General features: G+C 54.4%; 22 protein-coding genes and 1 other annotated feature. Of the genes, 16 read left to right on the forward strand and 6 right to left on the reverse strand.

What is annotated here, in order from left to right; translation table 11 throughout:
* Positions 1 to 105: 105 nt before the first annotated feature.
* Together ghoS and pfkB are read right to left on the reverse strand one after the other, a co-directional pair.
* A complete protein-coding gene (gene ghoS, locus OQV00_RS10350; RefSeq protein ID WP_004863372.1) occupies positions 106 to 390 on the reverse strand; it encodes a type V toxin-antitoxin system endoribonuclease antitoxin GhoS in 285 nt (94 codons plus the stop codon).
* A gap of 89 nt (positions 391 to 479) precedes the next feature.
* Positions 480 to 1,412: a 6-phosphofructokinase II gene (pfkB, locus tag OQV00_RS10355; RefSeq protein WP_004863368.1), complete on the reverse strand. Its 933-nt coding sequence runs from the start codon at positions 1,410 to 1,412 to the stop codon at positions 480 to 482.
* Positions 1,413 to 1,831: 419 nt separating this feature from the next.
* Between pfkB and OQV00_RS10360 the strand changes: the two genes are divergently transcribed.
* From OQV00_RS10360 to ihfA, 10 genes are all read left to right on the forward strand, one after another.
* Positions 1,832 to 2,590 carry a DUF481 domain-containing protein gene (locus OQV00_RS10360; protein ID WP_004863367.1) on the forward strand — a complete coding sequence of 253 codons (759 nt, stop codon included), beginning with the start codon at positions 1,832 to 1,834 and terminating at the stop codon, positions 2,588 to 2,590.
* A gap of 270 nt (positions 2,591 to 2,860) precedes the next feature.
* The gene (locus OQV00_RS10365) at positions 2,861 to 3,094 is read left to right on the forward strand and encodes a YdgH/BhsA/McbA family protein (RefSeq protein WP_004863364.1); all 234 of its coding nucleotides are present in this window, start codon (positions 2,861 to 2,863) and stop codon (positions 3,092 to 3,094) included.
* A 453-nt stretch (positions 3,095 to 3,547) separates the two neighbouring features.
* The gene (gene thrS, locus OQV00_RS10370) at positions 3,548 to 5,476 is read left to right on the forward strand and encodes a threonine--tRNA ligase (protein WP_015584103.1); all 1,929 of its coding nucleotides are present in this window, start codon (positions 3,548 to 3,550) and stop codon (positions 5,474 to 5,476) included.
* Positions 5,477 to 5,479: 3 nt separating this feature from the next.
* Positions 5,480 to 6,022, forward strand: coding sequence for a translation initiation factor IF-3 (gene infC / locus OQV00_RS10375; protein WP_049267827.1), 543 nt, complete (start codon positions 5,480 to 5,482; stop codon positions 6,020 to 6,022).
* Positions 6,023 to 6,118: 96 nt separating this feature from the next.
* The gene (gene rpmI / locus OQV00_RS10380) at positions 6,119 to 6,316 is read left to right on the forward strand and encodes a 50S ribosomal protein L35 (RefSeq protein ID WP_001124225.1); all 198 of its coding nucleotides are present in this window, start codon (positions 6,119 to 6,121) and stop codon (positions 6,314 to 6,316) included.
* Positions 6,317 to 6,367: 51 nt separating this feature from the next.
* A complete protein-coding gene (rplT, locus tag OQV00_RS10385) occupies positions 6,368 to 6,724 on the forward strand; it encodes a 50S ribosomal protein L20 (protein WP_004102963.1) in 357 nt (118 codons plus the stop codon).
* A gap of 118 nt (positions 6,725 to 6,842) precedes the next feature.
* Positions 6,843 to 6,968, forward strand: a sequence feature (Phe leader region).
* Positions 6,848 to 6,892, forward strand: a complete 45-nt coding sequence (gene pheM / locus OQV00_RS10390; RefSeq protein ID WP_001386830.1) for a pheST operon leader peptide PheM — start codon at positions 6,848 to 6,850, stop codon at positions 6,890 to 6,892. (Overlaps the previous feature by 45 nt.)
* A gap of 174 nt (positions 6,969 to 7,142) precedes the next feature.
* Positions 7,143 to 8,126, forward strand: coding sequence for a phenylalanine--tRNA ligase subunit alpha (pheS, locus tag OQV00_RS10395; RefSeq protein WP_004863355.1), 984 nt, complete (start codon positions 7,143 to 7,145; stop codon positions 8,124 to 8,126).
* A gap of 15 nt (positions 8,127 to 8,141) precedes the next feature.
* Positions 8,142 to 10,529, forward strand: a complete 2,388-nt coding sequence (gene pheT, locus OQV00_RS10400) for a phenylalanine--tRNA ligase subunit beta (RefSeq protein ID WP_004863353.1) — start codon at positions 8,142 to 8,144, stop codon at positions 10,527 to 10,529.
* 4 nt (positions 10,530 to 10,533) lie between these two features.
* Positions 10,534 to 10,833 (forward strand): integration host factor subunit alpha, encoded by a 300-nt coding sequence (gene ihfA, locus OQV00_RS10405; RefSeq protein WP_004102960.1) that lies wholly within the window; start codon positions 10,534 to 10,536, stop codon positions 10,831 to 10,833.
* Between the two features lie 53 nt (positions 10,834 to 10,886).
* On the opposite strand, the gene OQV00_RS10410 is transcribed toward ihfA, so the two are convergent.
* From OQV00_RS10410 to admX, 3 genes are read right to left on the reverse strand one after another with little or no spacing between them, the layout of a single operon-like run.
* Positions 10,887 to 11,240, reverse strand: coding sequence for a RidA family protein (locus OQV00_RS10410; protein ID WP_088911832.1), 354 nt, complete (start codon positions 11,238 to 11,240; stop codon positions 10,887 to 10,889).
* Positions 11,237 to 12,490: a D-amino acid dehydrogenase gene (locus OQV00_RS10415; RefSeq protein ID WP_069475857.1), complete on the reverse strand. Its 1,254-nt coding sequence runs from the start codon at positions 12,488 to 12,490 to the stop codon at positions 11,237 to 11,239. The genes OQV00_RS10410 and OQV00_RS10415 overlap by 4 nt, the downstream gene beginning before the upstream one ends.
* A gap of 41 nt (positions 12,491 to 12,531) precedes the next feature.
* On the reverse strand, positions 12,532 to 13,455 hold the full coding sequence (gene admX, locus OQV00_RS10420; protein WP_004863346.1) for an HTH-type transcriptional regulator AdmX: 924 nt from the start codon (positions 13,453 to 13,455) through the stop codon (positions 12,532 to 12,534).
* Between the two features lie 278 nt (positions 13,456 to 13,733).
* Between admX and OQV00_RS10425 the strand changes: the two genes are divergently transcribed.
* On the forward strand, positions 13,734 to 15,167 hold the full coding sequence (locus OQV00_RS10425) for a gluconate:proton symporter (RefSeq protein WP_004863342.1): 1,434 nt from the start codon (positions 13,734 to 13,736) through the stop codon (positions 15,165 to 15,167).
* A gap of 152 nt (positions 15,168 to 15,319) precedes the next feature.
* A complete protein-coding gene (btuC, locus tag OQV00_RS10430) occupies positions 15,320 to 16,306 on the forward strand; it encodes a vitamin B12 ABC transporter permease BtuC (RefSeq protein WP_015584105.1) in 987 nt (328 codons plus the stop codon).
* Positions 16,307 to 16,358: 52 nt separating this feature from the next.
* Here the strand turns inward: btuC and OQV00_RS10435 are convergent, their stop codons facing one another.
* Positions 16,359 to 17,159 (reverse strand): MetQ/NlpA family ABC transporter substrate-binding protein, encoded by an 801-nt coding sequence (locus OQV00_RS10435; protein WP_004863338.1) that lies wholly within the window; start codon positions 17,157 to 17,159, stop codon positions 16,359 to 16,361.
* Positions 17,160 to 17,385: 226 nt separating this feature from the next.
* On the opposite strand from OQV00_RS10435, the gene OQV00_RS10440 reads away from it, so the two are divergent.
* The 4 genes from OQV00_RS10440 (at position 17,386) to selO (ending at position 20,791) form a co-directional block, all read left to right on the forward strand.
* Positions 17,386 to 17,937 carry a glutathione peroxidase gene (locus OQV00_RS10440; RefSeq protein WP_032717750.1) on the forward strand — a complete coding sequence of 184 codons (552 nt, stop codon included), beginning with the start codon at positions 17,386 to 17,388 and terminating at the stop codon, positions 17,935 to 17,937.
* Entirely contained in the window at positions 17,937 to 18,686 is a 750-nt protein-coding gene (gene btuD, locus OQV00_RS10445; RefSeq protein WP_004863331.1) for a vitamin B12 ABC transporter ATP-binding protein BtuD, read from the forward strand. Before OQV00_RS10440 ends, btuD begins: the two co-directional genes overlap by 1 nt.
* A gap of 81 nt (positions 18,687 to 18,767) precedes the next feature.
* Positions 18,768 to 19,232 carry an NlpC/P60 family protein gene (locus tag OQV00_RS10450; protein WP_004863328.1) on the forward strand — a complete coding sequence of 155 codons (465 nt, stop codon included), beginning with the start codon at positions 18,768 to 18,770 and terminating at the stop codon, positions 19,230 to 19,232.
* A 116-nt stretch (positions 19,233 to 19,348) separates the two neighbouring features.
* A complete protein-coding gene (selO, locus tag OQV00_RS10455) occupies positions 19,349 to 20,791 on the forward strand; it encodes a protein adenylyltransferase SelO (RefSeq protein ID WP_266280285.1) in 1,443 nt (480 codons plus the stop codon).
* The last annotated feature ends 29 nt before the right edge of the window (positions 20,792 to 20,820 follow it).

Consider the following 20,820-nt stretch of genomic DNA (forward strand, 5'->3'; position numbering starts at 1 on the left):
GCTGTCTCTCCCCTTGTTTTCCACCATTTCATAAGGTTAGCCCATAACCCCGGTGTAAAATTCGAACTGACGCACAACTGGCGCGCTCCGTTGCACGAATCGCACTTATTGAGCTTTCAACCACTCAGCAAATGTGGTGACGGTAACGTCGACGGGGCGACCCAGCGCCGTTTCCGCCAATCCGGCGCTAAGCGCTTTGACCTCGTCGGCGCTTTGCGCGGAAATCAGGCCAAAGGTATTCGTACCCAGTTCATGGACCTTGCCGTTTTCATCATTCAGCACAAGAGTAAATCCTGCGCGGGTGAGATGATTACTTAGCTCGTTAATTTCGGTCAGCGTCTCTTCCTGAAAGTTAACCGTGACGACGCGGGTAACAATTTCTGTGCTCATTTTTCACCCTGTTGTAATCCATGGAATTTTCAGCATAGACCATGATGATGATTTGGCGACTCCCTCTGCGCCAGCAGAGGGAAGGAGAACTAGCGACCACACAGGTAAGTGTAGATTTTGTGCGTGTTTTCCAACGAGCACAGACGGGTACCCTGGTTAATGGTGGCGGCGCTACCGGCGGCGACGCCGAAGCGGACCATATCCTCCAGACTGGCATCTTCCGCCAGGCGCAGGGTCATTGCGCCGACCATGCTGTCGCCGGCGCCAACGGTACTTTGGCTTTTCATCGGCGGCGGCACGACCTGTACACTGCCGCTGGCATCAACGCCCAGCGCACCCTGCGGGCCGAGTGAGACCACAACCCGGCGGACCTTACCCGAACGAATCAGCTCCTCCGCCGCGCGTCGAACGTCATCCGGCTGGCTCAGATCGCGCCCCACCAGAGCACTCAGCTCTTTTTGGTTAGGCTTGACGAGCTCAATATTCCCGACATCAAGAGCGGCGGCCAGCGCCTCGCCCGAACTATCAATGATGCAGCGAAGTCCGTGACGCTGTGCGCTTTTGACTAACTGAGTCAGGTTGTCAACGCCGATGCCAGGCGGCAGGCTGCCGCTTACGACCAGCAGTGAGCCGGTCTCGATCGCCAGAACCTTTTCTTCGAGGCGACGGAACTCCTCTTCCGTTAAGGCGGCACCAGGCATCACGAAGCGATATTGTTCGCCGCTGGCGCCTACGTGGACATGCAGATTTTGTCGCGTCCAGTCTTGCGCCTCGACAGGCTCAACCGGGACCTGTTCTGCGGTGAGCAGCGCCGTAAGATGTTCGCCAGTGGCGCCACCGGCCGGGTAAATGGCCGTTGCTTCACCACCGAGAAAGGTGATGGCACGTGCGACGTTGATACCGCCGCCGCCGGGTTCGAAAATCGGTGCGCTGCAGCGGAGTTTTCCTTCGGGGTACATTTGCGGGGTCAGCGTTGCGCTATCGAGTGAGGGAGCCAGCGTTAGCGTATAGATTTTGGTCATCTAATTTCCTCCATGATACGGGTTAAGCTGTTCTGTTTTTAAGCATGGCACTTCTTAGCGGGAAGGGGAAGCCATTGCCGGTCGCGATTTGTAAAGCGCTTTTTATTTTTATCTTTATGAAATAAAGATTGTTCTAAGAGCTGTCTTATTCAAAAAATGAAATAGTAATTGATTGCTATGTTAATCGTGCTTTTTTATAATTCTTTGCCTTTCATTGGACCTGCAAGATACAAAAATCATTCAAGATGCGTCGAGGCGGCGAGGGAAGCCATCCCACGAAAGCACAGTTCATGCTGTGTGGGGGATGTCTTAGTGACGCCAACAAAGAAGTAGCCTGAAGGATGACGCGTATAGCGATCCTTGCGAAAGTTTCCGGGACCAGCTGGGTCTCTCTTTTTGTTGTACGGACTCTAAATTAAATGAAGCTTTTGAAGACAGTACCCGCAGCGGCATTGCTGGCGGGGGGGCTCTTTGCGTCTGCGCACGCATTGGCCGATGATTCCGTTTTTACTGTTATGGATGACCCTTCCACTGCCAAAAAACCTTTCGAAGGTGCGGTTAACGCCGGTTATCTGGCGCAGTCCGGAAATACGAAAAGTTCTTCAATGACCGCGGATTCTACGTTGACCTGGTACGGCGATACGACGGCATGGTCGCTGTGGGGTAATGCCAGCAACACGTCATCCAACGATCAGCGCTCCTCCGAAAAATACGCGGTTGGTGGCCGTAGTCGCTACAACCTGACCGACAGCAACTACGTGTTTGGCCAGGCCAGCTGGTTGACCGATCGCTATAATGGCTATCAACAACGCGACGTTTTAACCGCGGGTTATGGTCGTCAGATCCTGAACGGTCCGGTTCACAGCCTGCGCTTTGAATTTGGTCCGGGCGTGCGCTATGACGAGTATACCGATGGCGATAATGATACTCAGCCGCTGGGCTATGCTTCCGGTACCTGGGCCTGGCAGATGACCGATAACACCAAGTTCACCCAGGGGGTGTCGGTGTTCGGTGCCCAGGACACTACGCTGAACTCGGAAAGTGCGTTGAATGTCGCCATCAATGCGCATTTTGCACTGCGGGTTGCCTACAACCTGACCTGGAACTCCGAGCCGCCGTCATCGGCGCCGAATCATACCGATCGCCGCACGACGCTGTCTCTGGGTTATAAGATGTAATGTATTTCAGGCCGGGAAACCGGCCTGATTGTTTTAAAATTAGCAACCATCGGCATTATTATTTTTGGTCATTCGTTTTATTTTTTATAAAAAGAAAATAACTCCACAATTTCCTCATAATTCATTTTTTCCTGACAACTCTGTAGATAATTTGACACAAATAGCTAAATATTTAGTCGGACAAAAGTGTGATCGGGATCTATACTGTTGACTATCGACGAAGATGAGATCTTTGCCGGACAACCTTCAGTAAATAAGAGAATCACCATCATGAAAAATAGCAAAATCGCAACTGCGGCTGTGATGCTGTGCACCCTGTCTTTTGGCGTATTCGCCGCGAACCCGGTCCCGCAGCCAGGCAACACCGACCATACGCAGGTTGGTATTGCGAAAGCGACCGATGTTGAAGCCGGATCGAATATTGCTCCCGGTTCACAATCAACCGGTCACTCTATGGATGATGCATTTAATGTCCATACTCTTGTTGCCGGCGAGTGGTCCTGATTTTCATCTGTAGATAATATGATGACGTTTCAGGGAATATAAAGCCGGGTAGAGATGTACCGGTTTATTTCCTGAATGGTGGTCAACACTGATTCTTCCACTTTGCTATTTCTTGCCATTACCTATTGTGGCACGAGCTGTTTTTCTTTTTTCGTCCGCCGTCCCGCCACGTTGTTCCTGTGGCTGAATATCCAGCATATGATTCTGTCCCCCTTGTTTTATCCATAACCGCCACCATTTATCTTGTTCTGACTTTTAACACGCACTAATGATGTGTAAACTAAGGGTCGGTGTTATCAGCAGGCGGCTGCAGGTGGGAACGACTCGGTAAACGATCGTCCTCATATTTCGCAGAGTGAAGCGGGAACTGAGCTATAACTTGTTGATAATTATTATTATATTGTTTTGTATGTGCTCTTTCGTGTGGGGCACCACTGCAAATAAGGACATAAAATGCCTGTAATTACGCTTCCTGATGGCAGCCAACGCCATTTTGACCACGCCGTTAGCCCGCTGGATGTTGCTCTGGATATCGGTCCAGGCCTGGCGAAAGCCACGATCGCGGGACGAGTGAATGGTGAGCTGGTCGATGCCAGCGACCTCATCGAAAACGATGCAACCCTCTCCATCATTACTGCAAAAGATGAAGACGGCCTGGAAATCATTCGTCACTCCTGCGCGCATCTGCTCGGTCATGCGATTAAGCAGCTGTGGCCAAACACCAAGATGGCTATCGGCCCGGTTATCGATAACGGCTTCTATTATGACGTCGACCTCGATCATACGCTGACCCAGGAAGATATCGACGCGCTCGAAAAACGTATGCATGAGCTCGCCGAGAAGAATTATGACGTCATCAAGAAGAAAGTCAGCTGGCACGAAGCGCGTGAAACCTTTGTGAAGCGTGGCGAGACTTATAAAGTTTCCATTCTTGATGAAAATATCGCCCATGATGACAAGCCTGGCTTGTATCATCATGAAGAGTACGTCGACATGTGCCGTGGACCGCACGTGCCGAATATGCGTTTTTGTCATCACTTTAAACTGATGAAAACCGCAGGCGCGTACTGGCGCGGCGACAGCAACAACAAGATGTTGCAGCGTATTTACGGTACCGCATGGGCAGATAAAAAAGCGCTTAACGCGCATCTGCTGCGTCTGGAAGAAGCGTCCAAGCGTGATCACCGCAAGATTGGCAAGCAGCTCGACCTGTATCATATGCAGGAAGAGGCGCCGGGTATGGTCTTCTGGCATAACGACGGCTGGACAATCTTCCGCGAGCTGGAAGTGTTCGTTCGCTCCAAGCTGAAAGAGTACCAGTACCAGGAAGTAAAAGGTCCGTTCATGATGGACCGCGTGCTGTGGGAAAAAACCGGGCACTGGGACAACTACAAAGATGCGATGTTCACCACCTCTTCTGAGAACCGTGAATACTGCATCAAGCCGATGAACTGTCCGGGTCACGTGCAGATCTTTAATCAGGGTCTGAAATCGTACCGCGATCTGCCGCTGCGTATGGCGGAGTTCGGTAGCTGCCATCGTAACGAGCCTTCGGGCGCGCTGCATGGTCTGATGCGCGTACGTGGCTTTACTCAGGATGATGCGCACATCTTCTGTACAGAAGAGCAGGTCCGTGAGGAAGTGAACGCCTGTATTCGTATGGTCTACGATATGTACAGCACCTTTGGCTTCGAGAAAATCGTCGTCAAACTCTCAACTCGTCCGGAAAAACGTATCGGAAGCGACGAGACCTGGGATCGTGCTGAGGCGGATCTGGCGGTCGCGCTGGAAGAAAACAATATCCCGTTTGAATATCAACTGGGTGAAGGCGCGTTCTACGGTCCGAAAATTGAATTTACTCTGTATGACTGCCTCGATCGTGCATGGCAGTGCGGAACGGTACAGCTGGACTTCTCTCTGCCGCAGCGTTTAAGCGCTTCTTATGTGGGCGAAAATAACGAGCGTCAGGTACCGGTAATGATTCACCGCGCAATTCTGGGGTCTATGGAGCGCTTCATTGGCATCCTGACCGAAGAGTTTGCCGGCTTCTTCCCAACCTGGCTTGCGCCGGTGCAGGTCGTGGTGATGAATATTACCGATTCTCAGTCTGAATACGTTAACGAATTGACTCGTAAACTACAAAATGCGGGCATTCGGGTAAAAGCGGACTTGAGAAATGAGAAGATTGGCTTTAAAATCCGCGAGCACACTTTACGTCGTGTCCCGTATATGTTGGTCTGTGGCGACAAAGAAGTCGAAGCCGGCAAAGTGGCCGTGCGTACCCGTCGTGGTAAAGACCTCGGCAGCATGGACGTAAATGAAGTGATCGAAAAGCTGCAACAAGAGATTCGCAGCCGCAGTCTTCAACAACTGGAGGAATAAGGTATTAAAGGCGGAAAACGAGTTCAAACGGCGCGTCCGAATCGTATTAATGGCGAAATTCGCGCGCAAGAAGTTCGCTTAACAGGTCTGGAAGGCGAGCAGCTTGGTATTGTGAGTCTGAGAGAAGCTCTGGAAAAAGCTGAAGAAGCCGGAGTAGACTTAGTCGAAATCAGCCCTAACGCCGAGCCGCCGGTTTGTCGTATTATGGATTACGGCAAATTCCTCTATGAAAAGAGCAAGTCTTCTAAGGAACAGAAGAAAAAGCAAAAAGTTATCCAGGTTAAGGAAATCAAATTCCGTCCTGGCACCGATGATGGCGACTACCAGGTAAAACTCCGCAGCCTGGTTCGCTTTCTGGAAGAGGGTGATAAAGCTAAGATCACGCTGCGTTTCCGCGGTCGTGAGATGGCTCACCAGCAGATCGGTATGGAAGTGCTTAACCGCGTCCGTGACGATCTGAGTGAACTGGCAGTGGTCGAATCCTTCCCGTCGAAGATCGAAGGCCGCCAGATGATCATGGTGCTCGCTCCTAAGAAGAAACAGTAAGGCCTTCAAGTAGCAACTCCTGTGGAGCCATCAGGCTTCGCAGGCGTTGTTCGCCTATGTTTCGTTTATTAACAATGCGAAGTGGAAGTTATTAAAATGCCAAAAATTAAGACCGTACGCGGTGCTGCTAAGCGCTTCAAAAAAACCGGTAAAGGTGGTTTTAAGCACAAGCACGCTAACCTGCGTCACATTCTGACTAAAAAAGCTACCAAGCGTAAACGTCACCTGCGTCCGAAAGCCATGGTTTCCAAAGGCGATCTGGGCCTGGTAATCGCGTGCCTGCCGTACGCATAAGTCGTTAACCCTTTTAAACTTTTTAATTAGAATAGATACAGGAGAGCACATATGGCTCGCGTAAAACGTGGTGTAGTTGCCCGTGCACGTCACAAGAAAATTTTGAAACAAGCTAAAGGCTACTACGGTGCGCGTTCTCGCGTATACCGCGTTGCCTTCCAGGCTGTTATCAAAGCTGGTCAGTACGCTTATCGTGACCGTCGTCAGAAAAAGCGTCAGTTCCGTCAACTGTGGATTGCGCGTATCAACGCAGCAGCACGTCAGAACGGTATTTCTTACAGCAAATTCATCAACGGCCTGAAAAAAGCCTCTGTTGAAATCGACCGTAAGATCCTGGCTGACATCGCCGTATTCGACAAATTAGCGTTCACCGCGCTGGTCGAAAAAGCGAAAGCAGCTCTGGCATAAGCCAGTTGAAAGAGGGAGCTTGTCTCCCTCTTTTCGTTTCAACACCATCAATACATTGACTTTTATTGCCGTAAGCTTTTCAATACAGGTCTTACGTTTCGTACCAGACAAGGTAATGCAAGCATGAATGCTGCTATTTTCCGCTTCTTTTTTTACTTTAGCACCTGAACTCAGGAGGCTAGCGCGTGAAAGAAGAAACGGAAAACAGCGCCAGAAAGCCTCCCACTGTGGAGGCTTTTTTCGTATATGAACGTGTTCATTCTATTTCAAGCTGCAGGTGCGCGGGCTGAGTGCGCATCCGGCGACAGCGATTTTTCTGTGCTAAGTGCCATGCGGCCCGACGCCGCCTGTGACTCGAAATAGTCAGAATAAAATAATGATCATAACCGGTGTCTGCACCGACATAATGAGGAAAACCATGTCACATCTCGCAGAGCTGGTTGCCAGTGCGAAGGCAGCCATTAATGAGGCATCAGATGTTGCCGCGCTGGACAACGTCCGCGTGGAATACCTGGGGAAGAAAGGGCATCTGACCCTTCAGATGACAACCCTGCGTGAACTGCCGCCAGAAGAGCGTCCGGCGGCTGGTGCGGTCATCAACGAAGCAAAAGAGCAGGTTCAGCAGGCGCTTAACGCGCGTAAAGCGGATCTGGAAGGCGCAGCGCTGAATGCGCGTCTGGCCGCAGAGACTATCGATGTCTCTCTGCCCGGTCGTCGGATCGAGAACGGCGGGCTGCATCCGGTGACGCGCACCATCGACCGTATTGAGCACTTCTTCGGTGAGCTTGGCTTCACCGTCGCGACCGGTCCGGAAATTGAAGATGACTACCACAACTTTGATGCGCTGAACATTCCGGGCCACCACCCGGCCCGTGCCGATCACGATACCTTCTGGTTTGATGCGACGCGTCTGCTGCGTACCCAAACCTCCGGCGTGCAAATTCGTACTATGGAAAACCAGCAGCCGCCGATCCGCATTATTGCGCCGGGCCGCGTTTACCGTAACGACTACGACCAGACCCATACGCCGATGTTCCACCAGATGGAAGGTCTGATTGTTGATACCAATATCAACTTCACCAACCTGAAAGGGACGCTGCATGACTTCCTGAATAACTTCTTCGAGGAAGACCTGCAGATTCGTTTCCGTCCGTCCTACTTCCCGTTTACCGAACCTTCCGCGGAAGTTGACGTTATGGGTAAAAACGGCAAGTGGCTGGAGGTCCTCGGCTGCGGCATGGTGCATCCGAACGTTCTGCGCAACGTTGGCATCGATCCGGAAATCTATTCCGGCTTCGCCTTCGGCATGGGGATGGAGCGTCTGACGATGCTGCGCTACGGCGTGACCGATTTACGCGCGTTCTTCGAAAACGATTTGCGTTTCCTCAAACAGTTTAAATAAGGGCAGGACAGAATAATGAAATTCAGTGAACTGTGGTTACGCGAGTGGGTTAACCCGGCGATCGACAGCGAAGCGCTGGCTAACCAGATCACCATGGCGGGCCTCGAAGTGGACGGCGTTGAGCCGGTAGCCGGTAGCTTCAACGGCGTTGTTGTCGGTGAAGTGGTTGAGTGCGGTCAGCACCCGAATGCCGACAAACTGCGCGTCACGAAAGTTAACGTCGGCGGCGAACGTCTGCTGGACATCGTCTGCGGGGCGCCAAACTGCCGTCAGGGGCTAAAGGTTGCCGTAGCAACCATCGGCGCCGTGCTGCCGGGCGACTTCAAAATTAAGGCCGCGAAGCTGCGCGGTGAACCTTCCGAAGGGATGCTGTGCTCGTTTTCTGAGCTGGGCGTGTCCGACGATCATAGCGGAATTATCGAACTGCCGGCGGATGCGCCGATTGGCACCGATATCCGTGAATATCTGCAGCTGGACGATAACACGATCGAAATCAGCGTCACGCCGAACCGTGCGGACTGCTTAGGTATCATCGGCGTCGCCCGCGACGTGGCCGTTCTGAATAAAGAACCGCTGAACGCACCGGAGATTACCCCCGTTGCCGCCACCATTACCGATACTCTGCCTGTCACCGTTGAAGCGCCGGAGGCCTGTCCTCGCTACCTGGGCCGCGTGGTGAAGGGTATCAATGTTAAAGCGCCAACCCCGCTGTGGATGAAAGAGAAGCTGCGTCGCTGCGGGATTCGCTCCATCGATGCGGTCGTTGACGTCACCAACTACGTGCTGCTCGAGCTGGGTCAACCGATGCATGCGTTCGATTGCGACCGCATTGACGGTGGGATCGTGGTCCGAATGGCGAAAGAGGGTGAGAAACTGGTTCTGCTGGACGGGACCGAAGCCAAACTGGATACCGATACCCTGGTTATTGCCGACCATCACAAAGCGCTGGCTATGGGCGGCATCTTTGGCGGTGAACACTCTGGCGTCAATGACGAAACGCAGAACGTGCTGCTGGAATGCGCATTCTTCAGCCCACTGTCGATCACTGGCCGCGCGCGTCGCCACGGTCTGCACACCGATGCGTCTCATCGCTATGAGCGCGGCGTGGATTCAGCGCTGCAGTATAAAGCGATGGAACGTGCAACCCGCCTGCTGATCGATATCTGCGGCGGCGAAGCGGGCCCGGTTATCGATGCGACCAACGAAGCTGCGTTGCCGAAGGCGGCGACCATTACCCTGCGTCGTAGCAAACTGGATCGTCTGATTGGCCATCATATTGATGATGCGCAGGTGAGCGATATTCTGACTCGCCTGGGCTGTGAGGTGACCGTCGGCGATGGTGAGTGGCAGGCCGTTGCACCGAGCTGGCGCTTCGATATTGCCATCGAAGAGGACCTGGTCGAAGAGGTGGCCCGCGTTTACGGGTATAACAATATTCCGGATCGGCCGGTGCAGGCGGGGCTGATTATGGGCACCCACCGCGAAGCTAATCTGTCGCTGAAACGTGTAAAAACGCTGCTTAACGACAAGGGCTACCAGGAAGTCATCACCTACAGCTTTGTTGACCCGAAAGTGCAGCAGCTGATTCACCCGGGTGAAGAAGCCCTGATTCTGCCGAGCCCTATCTCCAGCGAAATGTCGGCGATGCGTCTGTCGCTGCTGACCGGTCTGCTGGGTACGGTGGTGTACAACCAGAACCGTCAGCAAAGCCGCGTCCGCATTTTTGAAAGCGGTTTGCGTTTTGTTCCGGATACCCAGGCTCCGCTGGGCATTCGTCAGGACGTGATGCTGGCCGGTGTGATTTGCGGCAACCGCTACGAAGAGCACTGGAATCTGGCAAAAGAGACCGTTGATTTCTACGATCTGAAAGGCGATCTGGAGTCCATTCTCGACCTGACCGGCAAATTAGCGGATATCGAATTCCGCGCAGAAGCGAACAGCGCACTGCATCCGGGGCAGTCAGCCGCGATTTATCTGAAAGGTGAACGTATTGGTTTCATTGGGGTTGTTCATCCTGAACTGGAACGTAAACTGGATCTGAACGGCCGGACTTTAGCGTTCGAGCTGGAGTGGAACAAGCTTGCAGACCGCGTGGTGCCTCAGGCGCGCGAGATTTCTCGTTTCCCGGCGAACCGTCGTGATATCGCCGTTGTCGTCGCGGAAAACGTACCTGCAGCCGATGTTTTGACAGAGTGTAAGAAAGTTGGCGTAAATCAGGTAGTTGGCGTAAACTTATTTGACGTGTACCGTGGTAAAGGGGTGGCGGAAGGCAGTAAGAGCCTTGCGATTAGCCTCATCCTGCAGGATACCAGCCGTACACTCGAAGAAGAGGAGATTGCCGCTACCGTTGCCAGATGTGTAGAGGCATTAAAAGAGCGATTCCAGGCATCATTGAGGGATTGAACCTATGGCGCTTACAAAAGCTGAAATGTCAGAATATCTGTTTGATAAGCTTGGGCTTAGCAAGCGGGATGCCAAAGAGCTGGTAGAGTTGTTTTTCGAAGAGGTGCGTCGTGCTCTGGAAAACGGAGAACAGGTAAAACTCTCCGGGTTCGGCAACTTCGATTTGCGGGATAAAAACCAACGCCCGGGTCGTAACCCGAAAACGGGGGAAGATATTCCCATTACAGCCCGGCGTGTGGTGACCTTCAGACCCGGTCAGAAACTTAAAAGCCGTGTCGAAAACGCTTCGCCCAGAGACAAATAATCTGAACTAACTAAAAAGGCCGCTGATGCGGCCTTTTTCTTTTGTGGCGTAAATCAACTTCTTACGGCAGTAACCATCACCTCGACGAGGATATCAGGGCGTGCCATTTCCGCCTGGACGGCCGCGCGTGCCGGACTGTGACCTTCCGGTATCCAGGCGACCCAGACCTCGTTAAACCCGGCAAAATCACGTGCCATCGTCTTCAGCCACACCTGAGCAGACAGAATATGACGATTATCACTGCCGGCTTCGGCCAGCAGTGCGTCAATTTTTGCTAAAACCTCCCGGGTTTGCTGGCGGATATCGTCATCGCTGCTTGCCGGGGTTTGCCCTGATAAAAAGATCAGATCGCCGTACCCGACGCTGGCGGAAAGGCGGGGCTGCGAATGATGACGTTCTATTTTCATGCTGAGTGTTCCCATGTCAGACCTTCTAAAGAAATGGCGGGACTTGCGCCGTTGAGTAGCGCGCCGAGCACCACCGCGCTGCCGGCGGCCAGAGTAAAGCCGAGGCTACCCTGACCGAGGTTCATCCACAGGTTCTGATACCCGGCACGACCAAGCAGAGGGGGACCCGCGGGGGTTGAAGGGCGCATACCGCACCAGGCCTCTGCATCCTCAACGCCCTGCAACTCAGGGAAGCTGCGGGTGACGATCTTTTTTAGCGCCTGGATACGCTCGGGGCGCAGTTCATCGCCGTCGTAGCCAATATCGACCATGGCGGCAATGCGCAGCCGATCGCCCAGCCGGGCGTAGACCACTTTATGGCCATAATCCGTTACGCTGATATCAGGCGCAATCCCGGGCTTTGTGGGGTAGGGGAGCGTCAGGCTGTAGCCTTTCAGAGCGCACAGCGGCACGCGAATACCGGTACCGGCCAGCAGGGGACCGCTGCCGTTTCCTGCCGCCACGATGTACTCATCGCCGACCATCGTTCCCTGACGGGTATCGACAGAATCAATGCGGGCGCCTTTTTTATTCAGGCGCAGCACCTCACAATCGCTGGTCAGAGTAAAGCTGGCGCTGGCATGCAGCTTCTCCAGCAGCGCCTGGCAGAATTTTTGACAGTCGGCGGTCTCATCGCCGGGCGAATAAATACCGCCCTGCAGCGAAGGGTGTATATATTTCAGCGCCGGTTCAAGTTGAATACACTCGTCGGCATTCAACGCTTGCTGATATTGCGGGCTGATACCTTTGGCGGCTTTATTAAAATCATATGTCCGGCGATGAACGATCAATTTCCCGGAACGCCGCCAGTGAAAGTCGTGCAGATTATCCGCCGTCAGCCACTCCTGCATCACCTGACGGCTGAGCAGCGACAAGCGCAATATATGATCGCCGTTGAGCTTATTCGTCTGGCTATTACAGGCGCGGAGAAACTGCAGCAGCCAGCGCCATTGATCCGCCGACATTTTCAAACGCATATTGAGAGGCGAGTCGGCTTTACCCATCCATTTCATCCCCTGCAGGGGAACGCCACGATCGGCCAGGGGGGCCACATACCGGTAGCTAAGCTGCCCGCCGTTGGCAAAGCTGGTTGCCAGACCTGGCTTCGCCTGACGTTCCAGCAACTGGACCTGATGACCGCTCTTGATTAACTCATAAGCTGTTGCCAGCCCGATAACACCGCCGCCGATAATGACAATGCGCTTTTTCATAACCTGATAAACCCACCGCTGATAAATGCATGGGCTTTATGTCAAAGCATTTGCCTCTGCGGCGCAATTGACTTTTTATTTTCAGGGTATAACTCCAGGTTAATCTCCTGCAGCTGCTGGCGGAGCCGGGTACAGAGAAAATCGACAAACTTCTGGCTGATCGGGCTGAGTGAAACGTCTGCCCGACGCAGTAAACACAGGGTGATCATCATCGGCGGCGCGATCGGATGAATCATCGCCGGCGCCAGGTTATGCCGGGCGGAAAAAATATCGGTAATGCTGCATCCCATGCCGCGTTTCACAAATTCGGTGGCCATGTAGTAGGTCTGCACGTTCAGGCGGGTGGTCGAAAAATCGCGGCGGGTCGCAATGGCCGCGGAGAGGGAGTGTGGTCCTGGCGAGATCCACCGCTGCTGGTCAATCTCCTCAATCGCCACTTCTCCCTGGCGATAGTCGCGGTCAATGTATACCAGCGGGACCTCAGCGATAGCGGTGCTGGTGATCTCCCCTTGCTGGACGGGCTGCAGCGTCAGGGCCAGATCGATCTCGCGCAGATCCAGTTTTTTGACCAATGTCTCAGTGTGTTCGGTGGTGAGTGTCATCACCAGATTGGCATTTTGTTGATAGAAATCGGTGACCAGTTCCGGGACCAGACTCAACCCAAGGCTCGGCAGACAACCGAGGCTCATTTTGGCCCGGGGGTCGCGGGCCAGGTTATCGGCGAGCAGGCGGAGGTTATCCAGATCCTGATAAATATTCTGAGCTTTTTCAAACAGCATCAGCGCTTCGCTACTGGGCAGCAGTTTACCGCGTACCCGCTGAAAAAGTTTAAAACCGAGCTTCTGCTCGGCGTTTTTTAGCGCTTTGCTGGCGGCGGGTTGAGAGATATTGAGCGATTCCGCTGCTCGGGAAAGCGTGCCGCAAGTCATCACGGCGTGGAAGATTTCCAGGTGACGCAGTTTCATGAGGAGTTAACTCAGGGTTATAGAGGCCAGATAAAAAGTCATTTTCCAATAACATTAAGTTAACATAAATTTAATCCGCAATCAGCGAGCTGTTTACTTATCGCGCTGACTGCGCCGCCTTCCGGCGGATAATCCGATTCTCAGAACAATACCTGTTGTCCCTACATACACCCTCAGGCAACCAAGCCAACACATTATAACGAGGGGGATATTTTCTGAGCAGGCCCGAATACACCGCGTCCCAATAGCGGCCGGTTTTATTGGCATCAAGGAGTTATATGAGTGACTCAACGCTCTCTGGCAACCCACTAGCCAGACAGAATATCACCAGAAAAAATATTATTATTGGCCTGTTATTAGGGCTGTTTTTAGCGACGGCATTTTGGTGCCATGGACACCCCGCAGACGAACTCGGCTTGCTGAGTTTTACACCGCTTGTCGCCCTCGCCATCCTTTCGCTCGTCGGGGTAGATATTGTGCTGGCGGTGATCTCATCCATTATTATTGCGATGATTATGACCTCGACCAGCTTGCCTGAAATGGGAACAATGCTGGCAAAATCGACCGGCTCTTTTATTGCCACCGTCGGGTTAATCATTATGCTCGGTGCCGGTGTCGGAGAAGTGGCGACTCGTACCGGCGCCGCAGTGGAGCTGGTGAAATTTGTGGTTCATCGTATCGGGCTGTCGAGTCAGACCCGGGTTAAACTGGGTATTGTCATTTCGTCGATTCTCATCTGCGGCGCCCTGGGGACCATGGCCGGGGGAAATGCGATCATCGTGGCGGTAATTATTCCGGTTGCCGCGGCGGTCAGACTGACGCCGCCGACGGTGGCCGCGCTGATGATGACCGCCGGCTCCATCGGGCTTTTTACCGGGCCGTTTACGCCGAGTACCGTGACGATTCTCAAGCTTGGCGGCCTCAGCTATCCGGACTATTTGCTGTATGTCGGGTTGCCAATGAGTGCGGTGACTTTGCTGGCCGGCTGGGTGATGGCGGGGCGGATTCAGAAGATGACCGAAGGGAAGCTGCGGTATGAGGTCGACCTGTCTGAAAAAACGCAGGAGCAAGCCAGTGCCGCCGTTTCAAGGCGCAAAAAGCTCAGCGCGCTGGCGTTTGCGGCAACGATTATCGTGATGGCGGTGGTTGGGGTAGTGATAAAAGCCGGCTTTAGCTTCGCGATTATTGTGATGCTGCTGGTGGCGTTGATCACCGGACTGGTCGGCGGCCTACGGCCCACGCAGATTTTGCAGGCGCTGTATCACGGCTGCGGCCGTCTGGTGTGGATGTTTATCCTCTACTGGCTCTATAACCCGATTCTTGAACTGATGGATGGGCTCCATGCCTATCAGGGGCTGCTGGACTACACCCAGCCGCTGCTGGAAGGGATCTCCCCGGCCTGGCTGTGCTTTTGTATTTTCGCCTTCAATATCATTGGCCATGTTCCCGGCGCGGCGGTGGCGCAGATGACCTTTACCCACAAGATTTTTGGCCCGATGCTGATGGCTGCCGGCGTCCCGCCGCAGGGAACCACTGCGGTTCTGCTGGCTTCATCGCAGGTGGACTGGTTTGGCCCGTTCCCCTCTTCGGATATGTTCGGGCAGATGGGGCTGGCGCAGTCGACCCATCTCAAGTACATGCTCTATAACGGCTGGGCTATCGTGATTGCTAACATTATTCTCTTCGCTCTGCTGTTTCAGGTGCTGGTGTAAGAGACCTTTCTGCTCAGCGCGGCGGGGCCGATGTCCCGCCGTTGTGGCCATTGGATCATCAGGTTATCTCTTCCCCTGCGGGAGGTTTTGCTTTTCTCACCTCTATCGCCACCGTAAAATCAACGGCATCTCTTTCTGGCATGACGGAAATTATGCTGACCTTTGTCCAAACTCAACAGCGCCGCAGCCGGCGCTGGCTTATTGCACTCCTGCTGCTGCTCCTCGCCATGTTGACCGTCAGTCTCTGCGCCGGAGACCAGTGGATTGGTCCGCAGGAGTGGTTCAGCGCCAAAGGGCAGCTGTTTATCTGGCAGATTCGTCTGCCGCGGACGTTGGCCGTTCTGCTGGTGGGCGCCGCGCTGGCACTCTCCGGGGCGATCATGCAGGCATTATTCGAAAACCCGCTGGCGGAACCGGGGCTGCTGGGCGTTTCTAACGGCGCTGGCGTGGGGTTAATTGCTGCGGTGTTGCTGGGCAAAGGCTATCTGCCGGGATGGGCGCTGGGGCTGTGCGCGATTGCCGGTGCGCTGGTGATTACTTTTATTCTGCTGCGTTTTGCCCGGCGGCATCTGTCAACCAGCCGTCTGCTGCTGGCGGGCGTCGCGCTCGGCATTATCTGTAGCGCGTTGATGACCTGGGCGGTCTATTTCTCCACCTCTTTCGACTTGCGTCAACTCATGTACTGGATGATGGGCGGGTTTGGCGGCGTGGACTGGCAGCAGCTGTGGCTGATGCTGGCGCTGTTGCCGGTACTTATCTGGGCGTGTCTGCAATCACAGCCGCTGAATCTCCTGGCGCTGGGAGAGGTGTCCGCTCGTCAGCTGGGGCTGCCTCTCTGGCTATGGCGCAGGCTGCTGGTGGTGGCGACAGGCTGGCTGGTTGGCGTGAGCGTGGCGCTGGCTGGGGCAATTGGATTTATTGGGCTGGTGATACCGCATATTCTTCGCCTGTGCGGCTTGAGCGATCATCGGGTGCTGCTTCCGGCCTGCGTGCTTGCCGGCGCCAGTGCGCTGCTCGGCGCCGATATCATTGCCCGCCTGGCGCTGTCGGCGGCGGAATTACCGATCGGCGTGGTCACCGCGACGCTGGGCGCGCCGGTCTTCATCTGGCTACTGCTGAAATCCGTGCATTCGCAATAAGCGGTGGGCTGGCGCAGCCATGATCGCTGCGCCAGGGGCGGGACGCTGGGGCTTACCAGCCTTTGATCGCATCGCCTTTGTATACTTCCATGGCTTTATCGGCGACTTCTTTGGTCTGGAAGGCCTCTTTCAACTGCTGAATCTTTTTACTGTCTTTATTCTCTTCACGTGAAACGATGGCATTCACATACGGAGAGTCCGGTCCTTCCATAAATAAACCATCGCGGGCCGCGGAAAGACCTGCCTGCGCGGAGAAGTTGGTGTTAATAATCGACAGCGCGACGTTCGGATCGTCGAGAGTACGGGTCAGCTGCGGCGTATCGACTTCAACAATTTTCAAATGTTTCGGGTTGTCGATAATATCCAGCGACGTCGGCAGATAGCCCACGCCCTCTTTCAGTTTGATTAAGCCCTGCGCCTGCAGCAGGAGCAGGCTGCGGCCTAAGGTCGTGGTTTCGTTAGAGATAGATACCGTTGCGCCGTCCGGCAGCTCGTTGATATGTTTAATTTTGCGTGAATAAGCGGCAATCGGGAAGACGAACGTTTTGCCAACGATGGCAAATTTGTAGCCGCGCTCTTTGGACTGCGCCTCGAGATAGGGCAGCGTCTGGAAGGCGTTAGCATCGACGTCTTTATTATTTAACGCTTCATTTGGCAGTACGTAGTCATTGAAAGAGATAACCTCAACGTCGAGGTTGTATTTATCCTTCGCCACCTGCTCAACCACTTTCCAGATGGCTTCATCCGGTCCGGTGTTAATCGCCACCTTAACTTTGTTGTTATCGTCAGGAGAGCAGGCCGATAACAATACTACCGATGTGGCGATTAACACTGAGCTTAACAACTTTTTCATCTATAAAAACTCTCTCAAATTAGTCCATAACAAAAGGCTATTACATCCATTTAACACTGTACACTGAATTGTCTGCTGACCATATTGAGAGGAATTCATGTTAGCGGCGCGTACGGTGCGGTATTCCTGGCCGCCGATTAGACGTACAATGAGCGCCCGTGAATCCGCTACAGTAGATAGGGATCACCTTAAATCAGAAACCCGTTTTATGGACGGAGGGAAGGCTATGCAACACGATATTCTGAATACTGAAGTCACCACGATTGATGGTCAAAAAACGACGCTGGCGGACTATGCGGGTCGCGTTCTGCTGATTGTGAACGTGGCCTCAAAATGTGGTCTCACGCCGCAGTATGAGCAGCTGGAGACATTGCAAAAAGAGCTCGGGCACGATGGGTTTACCGTGCTTGGCTTCCCTTGCAACCAGTTCCTGGGCCAGGAGCCAGGGAGCGAAGAGGAGATTAAGACGTTTTGTAGTACGACCTATGGCGTCACTTTCCCGCTGTTCAGCAAGGTAGACGTCAACGGTGAACATCGTCATCCGCTGTACCAGAAACTGGTTGAGGCCGCGCCGCAGGCCGTGGCGCCAGAAGGCAGCGGTTTCTACGAGCGTATGGCAAGCAAAGGCCGTGCGCCGGCAAACGTCGGCGACATTTTGTGGAATTTCGAAAAATTCCTGCTGGGCAAAGATGGCCAGGTTATCCAGCGCTTCTCGCCGGATATGACCCCGGACGATCCGCTGCTGGTTGCCGCCATTAAAGGGGCGTTAGCGAAATAATGCCGTTTCTGATGCAGCTGCGGAATGTCAAAGAAGCGGGGCGTCTGGCGCCGTTTAGCGCCCAGGTGCGTCCGGGTGAAATGGTCCATCTGGTAGGGCCAAACGGCGCAGGCAAAAGCACGCTGCTGATGCGAATGGCCGGTCTGACTGCGGGGCCCGGAGACGTTATTCTTAACGAACGTAAACTGGGCCAGTGGTCGGCACAGGAGCTGGCGCGTCACCGGGCCTACCTGAGCCAGCACCAGATGCCGCCTTTTGCCATGCCGGTATGGCACTATCTGTCGTTGCATCTGCAAAATGGCGGGCAAAGCGAACTGCTCGCCAGCGTTGCCGATAAGCTGGGCCTGAGCGATAAGCTCGGGCGCCAGGTGAATCATATTTCTGGCGGCGAGTGGCAGCGCGTACGCCTGGCGGCGGTCATTCTGCAGGTTCATCCGCTGGCGAATCCGGCGGGGCAGCTGCTGGTGCTGGATGAACCGATGAACAGTCTGGACGTGGCGCAGCAGGCGGCGCTAGATCGCGTTCTGGGTGAACTGTGCGAGGCGGGCGTGGCGGTAGTGATGAGCAGTCACGATCTTAACCATACCCTGCGACACGCCCATCAATCCTGGCTTATCTGCCGGGGGCAGGCCATTGCCTGCGGTGAGACATCGGCAGTGTTAACCGAAGAAAACTTAACCGCGGCCTATGCGATTCCTTTTCAGCGCATCGCGGTTGCCGGTCATTTTATGCTCGTTGCGTCACAGTAGCACGAAGCAACCTTGCCAGTGCATTGATAAACCAGCTAAATTATCCTGACGAATTGATAAGGAACAGAGGAATCGTCTGAGATGCGTTTGTGGTTCATTTTATTGACGGCGCTATTTCTGGCTGGCTGCAGCAGCCACCGGGCGCCGCCGCCGAATCCGCGGCTTGCAGATTCCATTACCGTTATCGCGAACCTGAACGAACAGCTGCGCAACTGGCGGGGCGCGCCGTATCGCTATGGCGGTATGTCTCCGCGCGGGGTCGATTGTTCCGGATTTGTCCTCATGACCTTCCGCGATAAGTTTGCCCTGCAGCTGCCGCGTGAAACTCGCGATCAGGCAGAGATTGGCACTAAAATTGACAAAAGTGAGTTGTTGCCGGGGGATCTGGTCTTTTTCAAAACCGGGTCCGGCGACAGCGGTCTGCATGTGGGCATCTACGATACCGACAATCAGTTTATCCATGCATCGACCAGCCAGGGCGTGACGCGTTCCTCCCTGGATAACGTCTACTGGAATAAGAAGTTCTGGCAAGCCCGCAGGATATAGCGACGGACGTCGTGGCGAAGGGGAAGCACTGGCTTCCCTTTTTTTATGTCGATAACCCTGCGTTTCTCCCGTGTTAATACCTTGTTGAAGGCACTACACTGGAGAGAGGAGGAACCATGACCCTGTCTTTTACTACCCACTGGCGTGATGAACTGCCGGATTTCTATACCCCTTTAGCGCCCACTCCGCTGAAAAATGCCCGACTTATCTGGCACAATGCGCCGCTGGCGCAAACCCTGGGCATTCCCGAGGCGCTGTTTCATCCGGCGCAGGGCGCCGGCGTGTGGGGAGGCGAAACGCTGCTGCCGGGCATGTCGCCGCTGGCGCAGGTCTACAGCGGCCATCAGTTTGGCGCCTGGGCCGGCCAGCTTGGCGATGGCCGGGGGATTTTGCTTGCTGAACAGCAGCTGTCGGACGGCCGTCGTCTCGACTGGCATCTTAAAGGCGCCGGACTGACGCCCTATTCGCGAATGGGCGACGGGCGGGCGGTGCTACGTTCCACGATCCGCGAAAGTCTGGCCTCGGAGGCCATGCATGCGCTGGGGATCCCGACGACGCGCGCGCTCGCCATGGTCACCAGCGATACCCCCGTGCAACGCGAAACGCTGGAAAGCGGCGCGATGTTGATGCGTCTGGCCGAAAGCCACGTGCGCTTTGGCCATTTCGAACATTTTTATTATCGCCGTGAGCCGGAAAAGGTACAGCAGCTGGCCGACTACGTGATTCGTCATCATTGGCCGGAGCTGGTTGATGACGCTGATAAATATGTTCTATGGTTCCGTGACGTTGTCACGCGGACGGCGACGCTGATCGCCAGCTGGCAGACGGTTGGCTTCGCCCATGGGGTGATGAACACCGATAACATGTCGATTCTTGGGCTGACGATGGACTACGGCCCCTACGGCTTCCTGGACGACTTCAAACCCGATTTTATCTGCAACCACTCCGATTATCAGGGCCGCTACAGCTTTGAAAACCAGCCGGCGGTTGGCCTGTGGAATTTACAACGTCTCGCGCAGTCGCTGTCGCCGTTTATTGCGGTGGATGCGCTTAATGCCGCGCTGGATGACTACCAGCATGCTTTGCTGACGGTATACGGCCGCCGGATGCGCGATAAGCTGGGTCTGTTCACCCAGCAGAAAGGTGATAACGACCTGCTGGATGGGCTGTTCGCGCTGATGACACGGGAAGGCAGCGATTACACCCGGACTTTCCGGATGCTGAGCGTGAGTGAACAACACAGCGCGGCATCGCCGCTGCGCGATGAGTTCATCGATCGCGCGGCCTTCGATAGCTGGTTTGCAGGCTATCGCGCGCGCCTGCGCGATGAGCCGATCGACGATGCGCAACGCCAGCAACAGATGCAGAGCGTCAACCCGGCGCTGGTGTTACGAAACTGGCTGGCACAGCGGGCCATTGAGCAGGCGGAGCAAGGGGATATGAGCGAACTGGCCCGTCTGCATGAGGTATTAAGCCAGCCGTTTGCAGACCGGGACGATGAGTATATCAATCGTCCGCCCGACTGGGGAAGGCGTCTGGAAGTGAGTTGCTCCAGCTGATGTTACCCCGGACCTTCTCTGTGCTCGCG

The organism is Klebsiella sp. DY2415 (assembly GCF_026314315.1).
Classification (GTDB): Bacteria; Pseudomonadota; Gammaproteobacteria; order Enterobacterales; family Enterobacteriaceae; genus Klebsiella; species Klebsiella ornithinolytica.

What these genes read in the sequence shown, in the direction of transcription:
- selO (WP_266280285.1), top strand. Translation starts at nt 19,349, where the DNA reads ATGACCCTGTCTTTTACTACCCACTGGCGTGATGAACTGCCGGATTTC.
- ghoS (WP_004863372.1), bottom strand. Translation starts at nt 390, where the DNA reads ATGAGCACAGAAATTGTTACCCGCGTCGTCACGGTTAACTTTCAGGAA.
- thrS (WP_015584103.1), top strand. Translation starts at nt 3,548, where the DNA reads ATGCCTGTAATTACGCTTCCTGATGGCAGCCAACGCCATTTTGACCAC.
- OQV00_RS10450 (WP_004863328.1), top strand. Translation starts at nt 18,768, where the DNA reads ATGCGTTTGTGGTTCATTTTATTGACGGCGCTATTTCTGGCTGGCTGC.
- OQV00_RS10435 (WP_004863338.1), bottom strand. Translation starts at nt 17,159, where the DNA reads ATGAAAAAGTTGTTAAGCTCAGTGTTAATCGCCACATCGGTAGTATTG.
- rplT (WP_004102963.1), top strand. Translation starts at nt 6,368, where the DNA reads ATGGCTCGCGTAAAACGTGGTGTAGTTGCCCGTGCACGTCACAAGAAA.
- btuD (WP_004863331.1), top strand. Translation starts at nt 17,937, where the DNA reads ATGCCGTTTCTGATGCAGCTGCGGAATGTCAAAGAAGCGGGGCGTCTG.
- btuC (WP_015584105.1), top strand. Translation starts at nt 15,320, where the DNA reads ATGCTGACCTTTGTCCAAACTCAACAGCGCCGCAGCCGGCGCTGGCTT.
- OQV00_RS10440 (WP_032717750.1), top strand. Translation starts at nt 17,386, where the DNA reads ATGCAACACGATATTCTGAATACTGAAGTCACCACGATTGATGGTCAA.
- pheS (WP_004863355.1), top strand. Translation starts at nt 7,143, where the DNA reads ATGTCACATCTCGCAGAGCTGGTTGCCAGTGCGAAGGCAGCCATTAAT.
- pheT (WP_004863353.1), top strand. Translation starts at nt 8,142, where the DNA reads ATGAAATTCAGTGAACTGTGGTTACGCGAGTGGGTTAACCCGGCGATC.
- OQV00_RS10425 (WP_004863342.1), top strand. Translation starts at nt 13,734, where the DNA reads ATGAGTGACTCAACGCTCTCTGGCAACCCACTAGCCAGACAGAATATC.
- OQV00_RS10415 (WP_069475857.1), bottom strand. Translation starts at nt 12,490, where the DNA reads ATGAAAAAGCGCATTGTCATTATCGGCGGCGGTGTTATCGGGCTGGCA.
- pfkB (WP_004863368.1), bottom strand. Translation starts at nt 1,412, where the DNA reads ATGACCAAAATCTATACGCTAACGCTGGCTCCCTCACTCGATAGCGCA.
- OQV00_RS10410 (WP_088911832.1), bottom strand. Translation starts at nt 11,240, where the DNA reads ATGAAAATAGAACGTCATCATTCGCAGCCCCGCCTTTCCGCCAGCGTC.
- OQV00_RS10360 (WP_004863367.1), top strand. Translation starts at nt 1,832, where the DNA reads ATGAAGCTTTTGAAGACAGTACCCGCAGCGGCATTGCTGGCGGGGGGG.
- ihfA (WP_004102960.1), top strand. Translation starts at nt 10,534, where the DNA reads ATGGCGCTTACAAAAGCTGAAATGTCAGAATATCTGTTTGATAAGCTT.
- OQV00_RS10365 (WP_004863364.1), top strand. Translation starts at nt 2,861, where the DNA reads ATGAAAAATAGCAAAATCGCAACTGCGGCTGTGATGCTGTGCACCCTG.
- admX (WP_004863346.1), bottom strand. Translation starts at nt 13,455, where the DNA reads ATGAAACTGCGTCACCTGGAAATCTTCCACGCCGTGATGACTTGCGGC.
- rpmI (WP_001124225.1), top strand. Translation starts at nt 6,119, where the DNA reads ATGCCAAAAATTAAGACCGTACGCGGTGCTGCTAAGCGCTTCAAAAAA.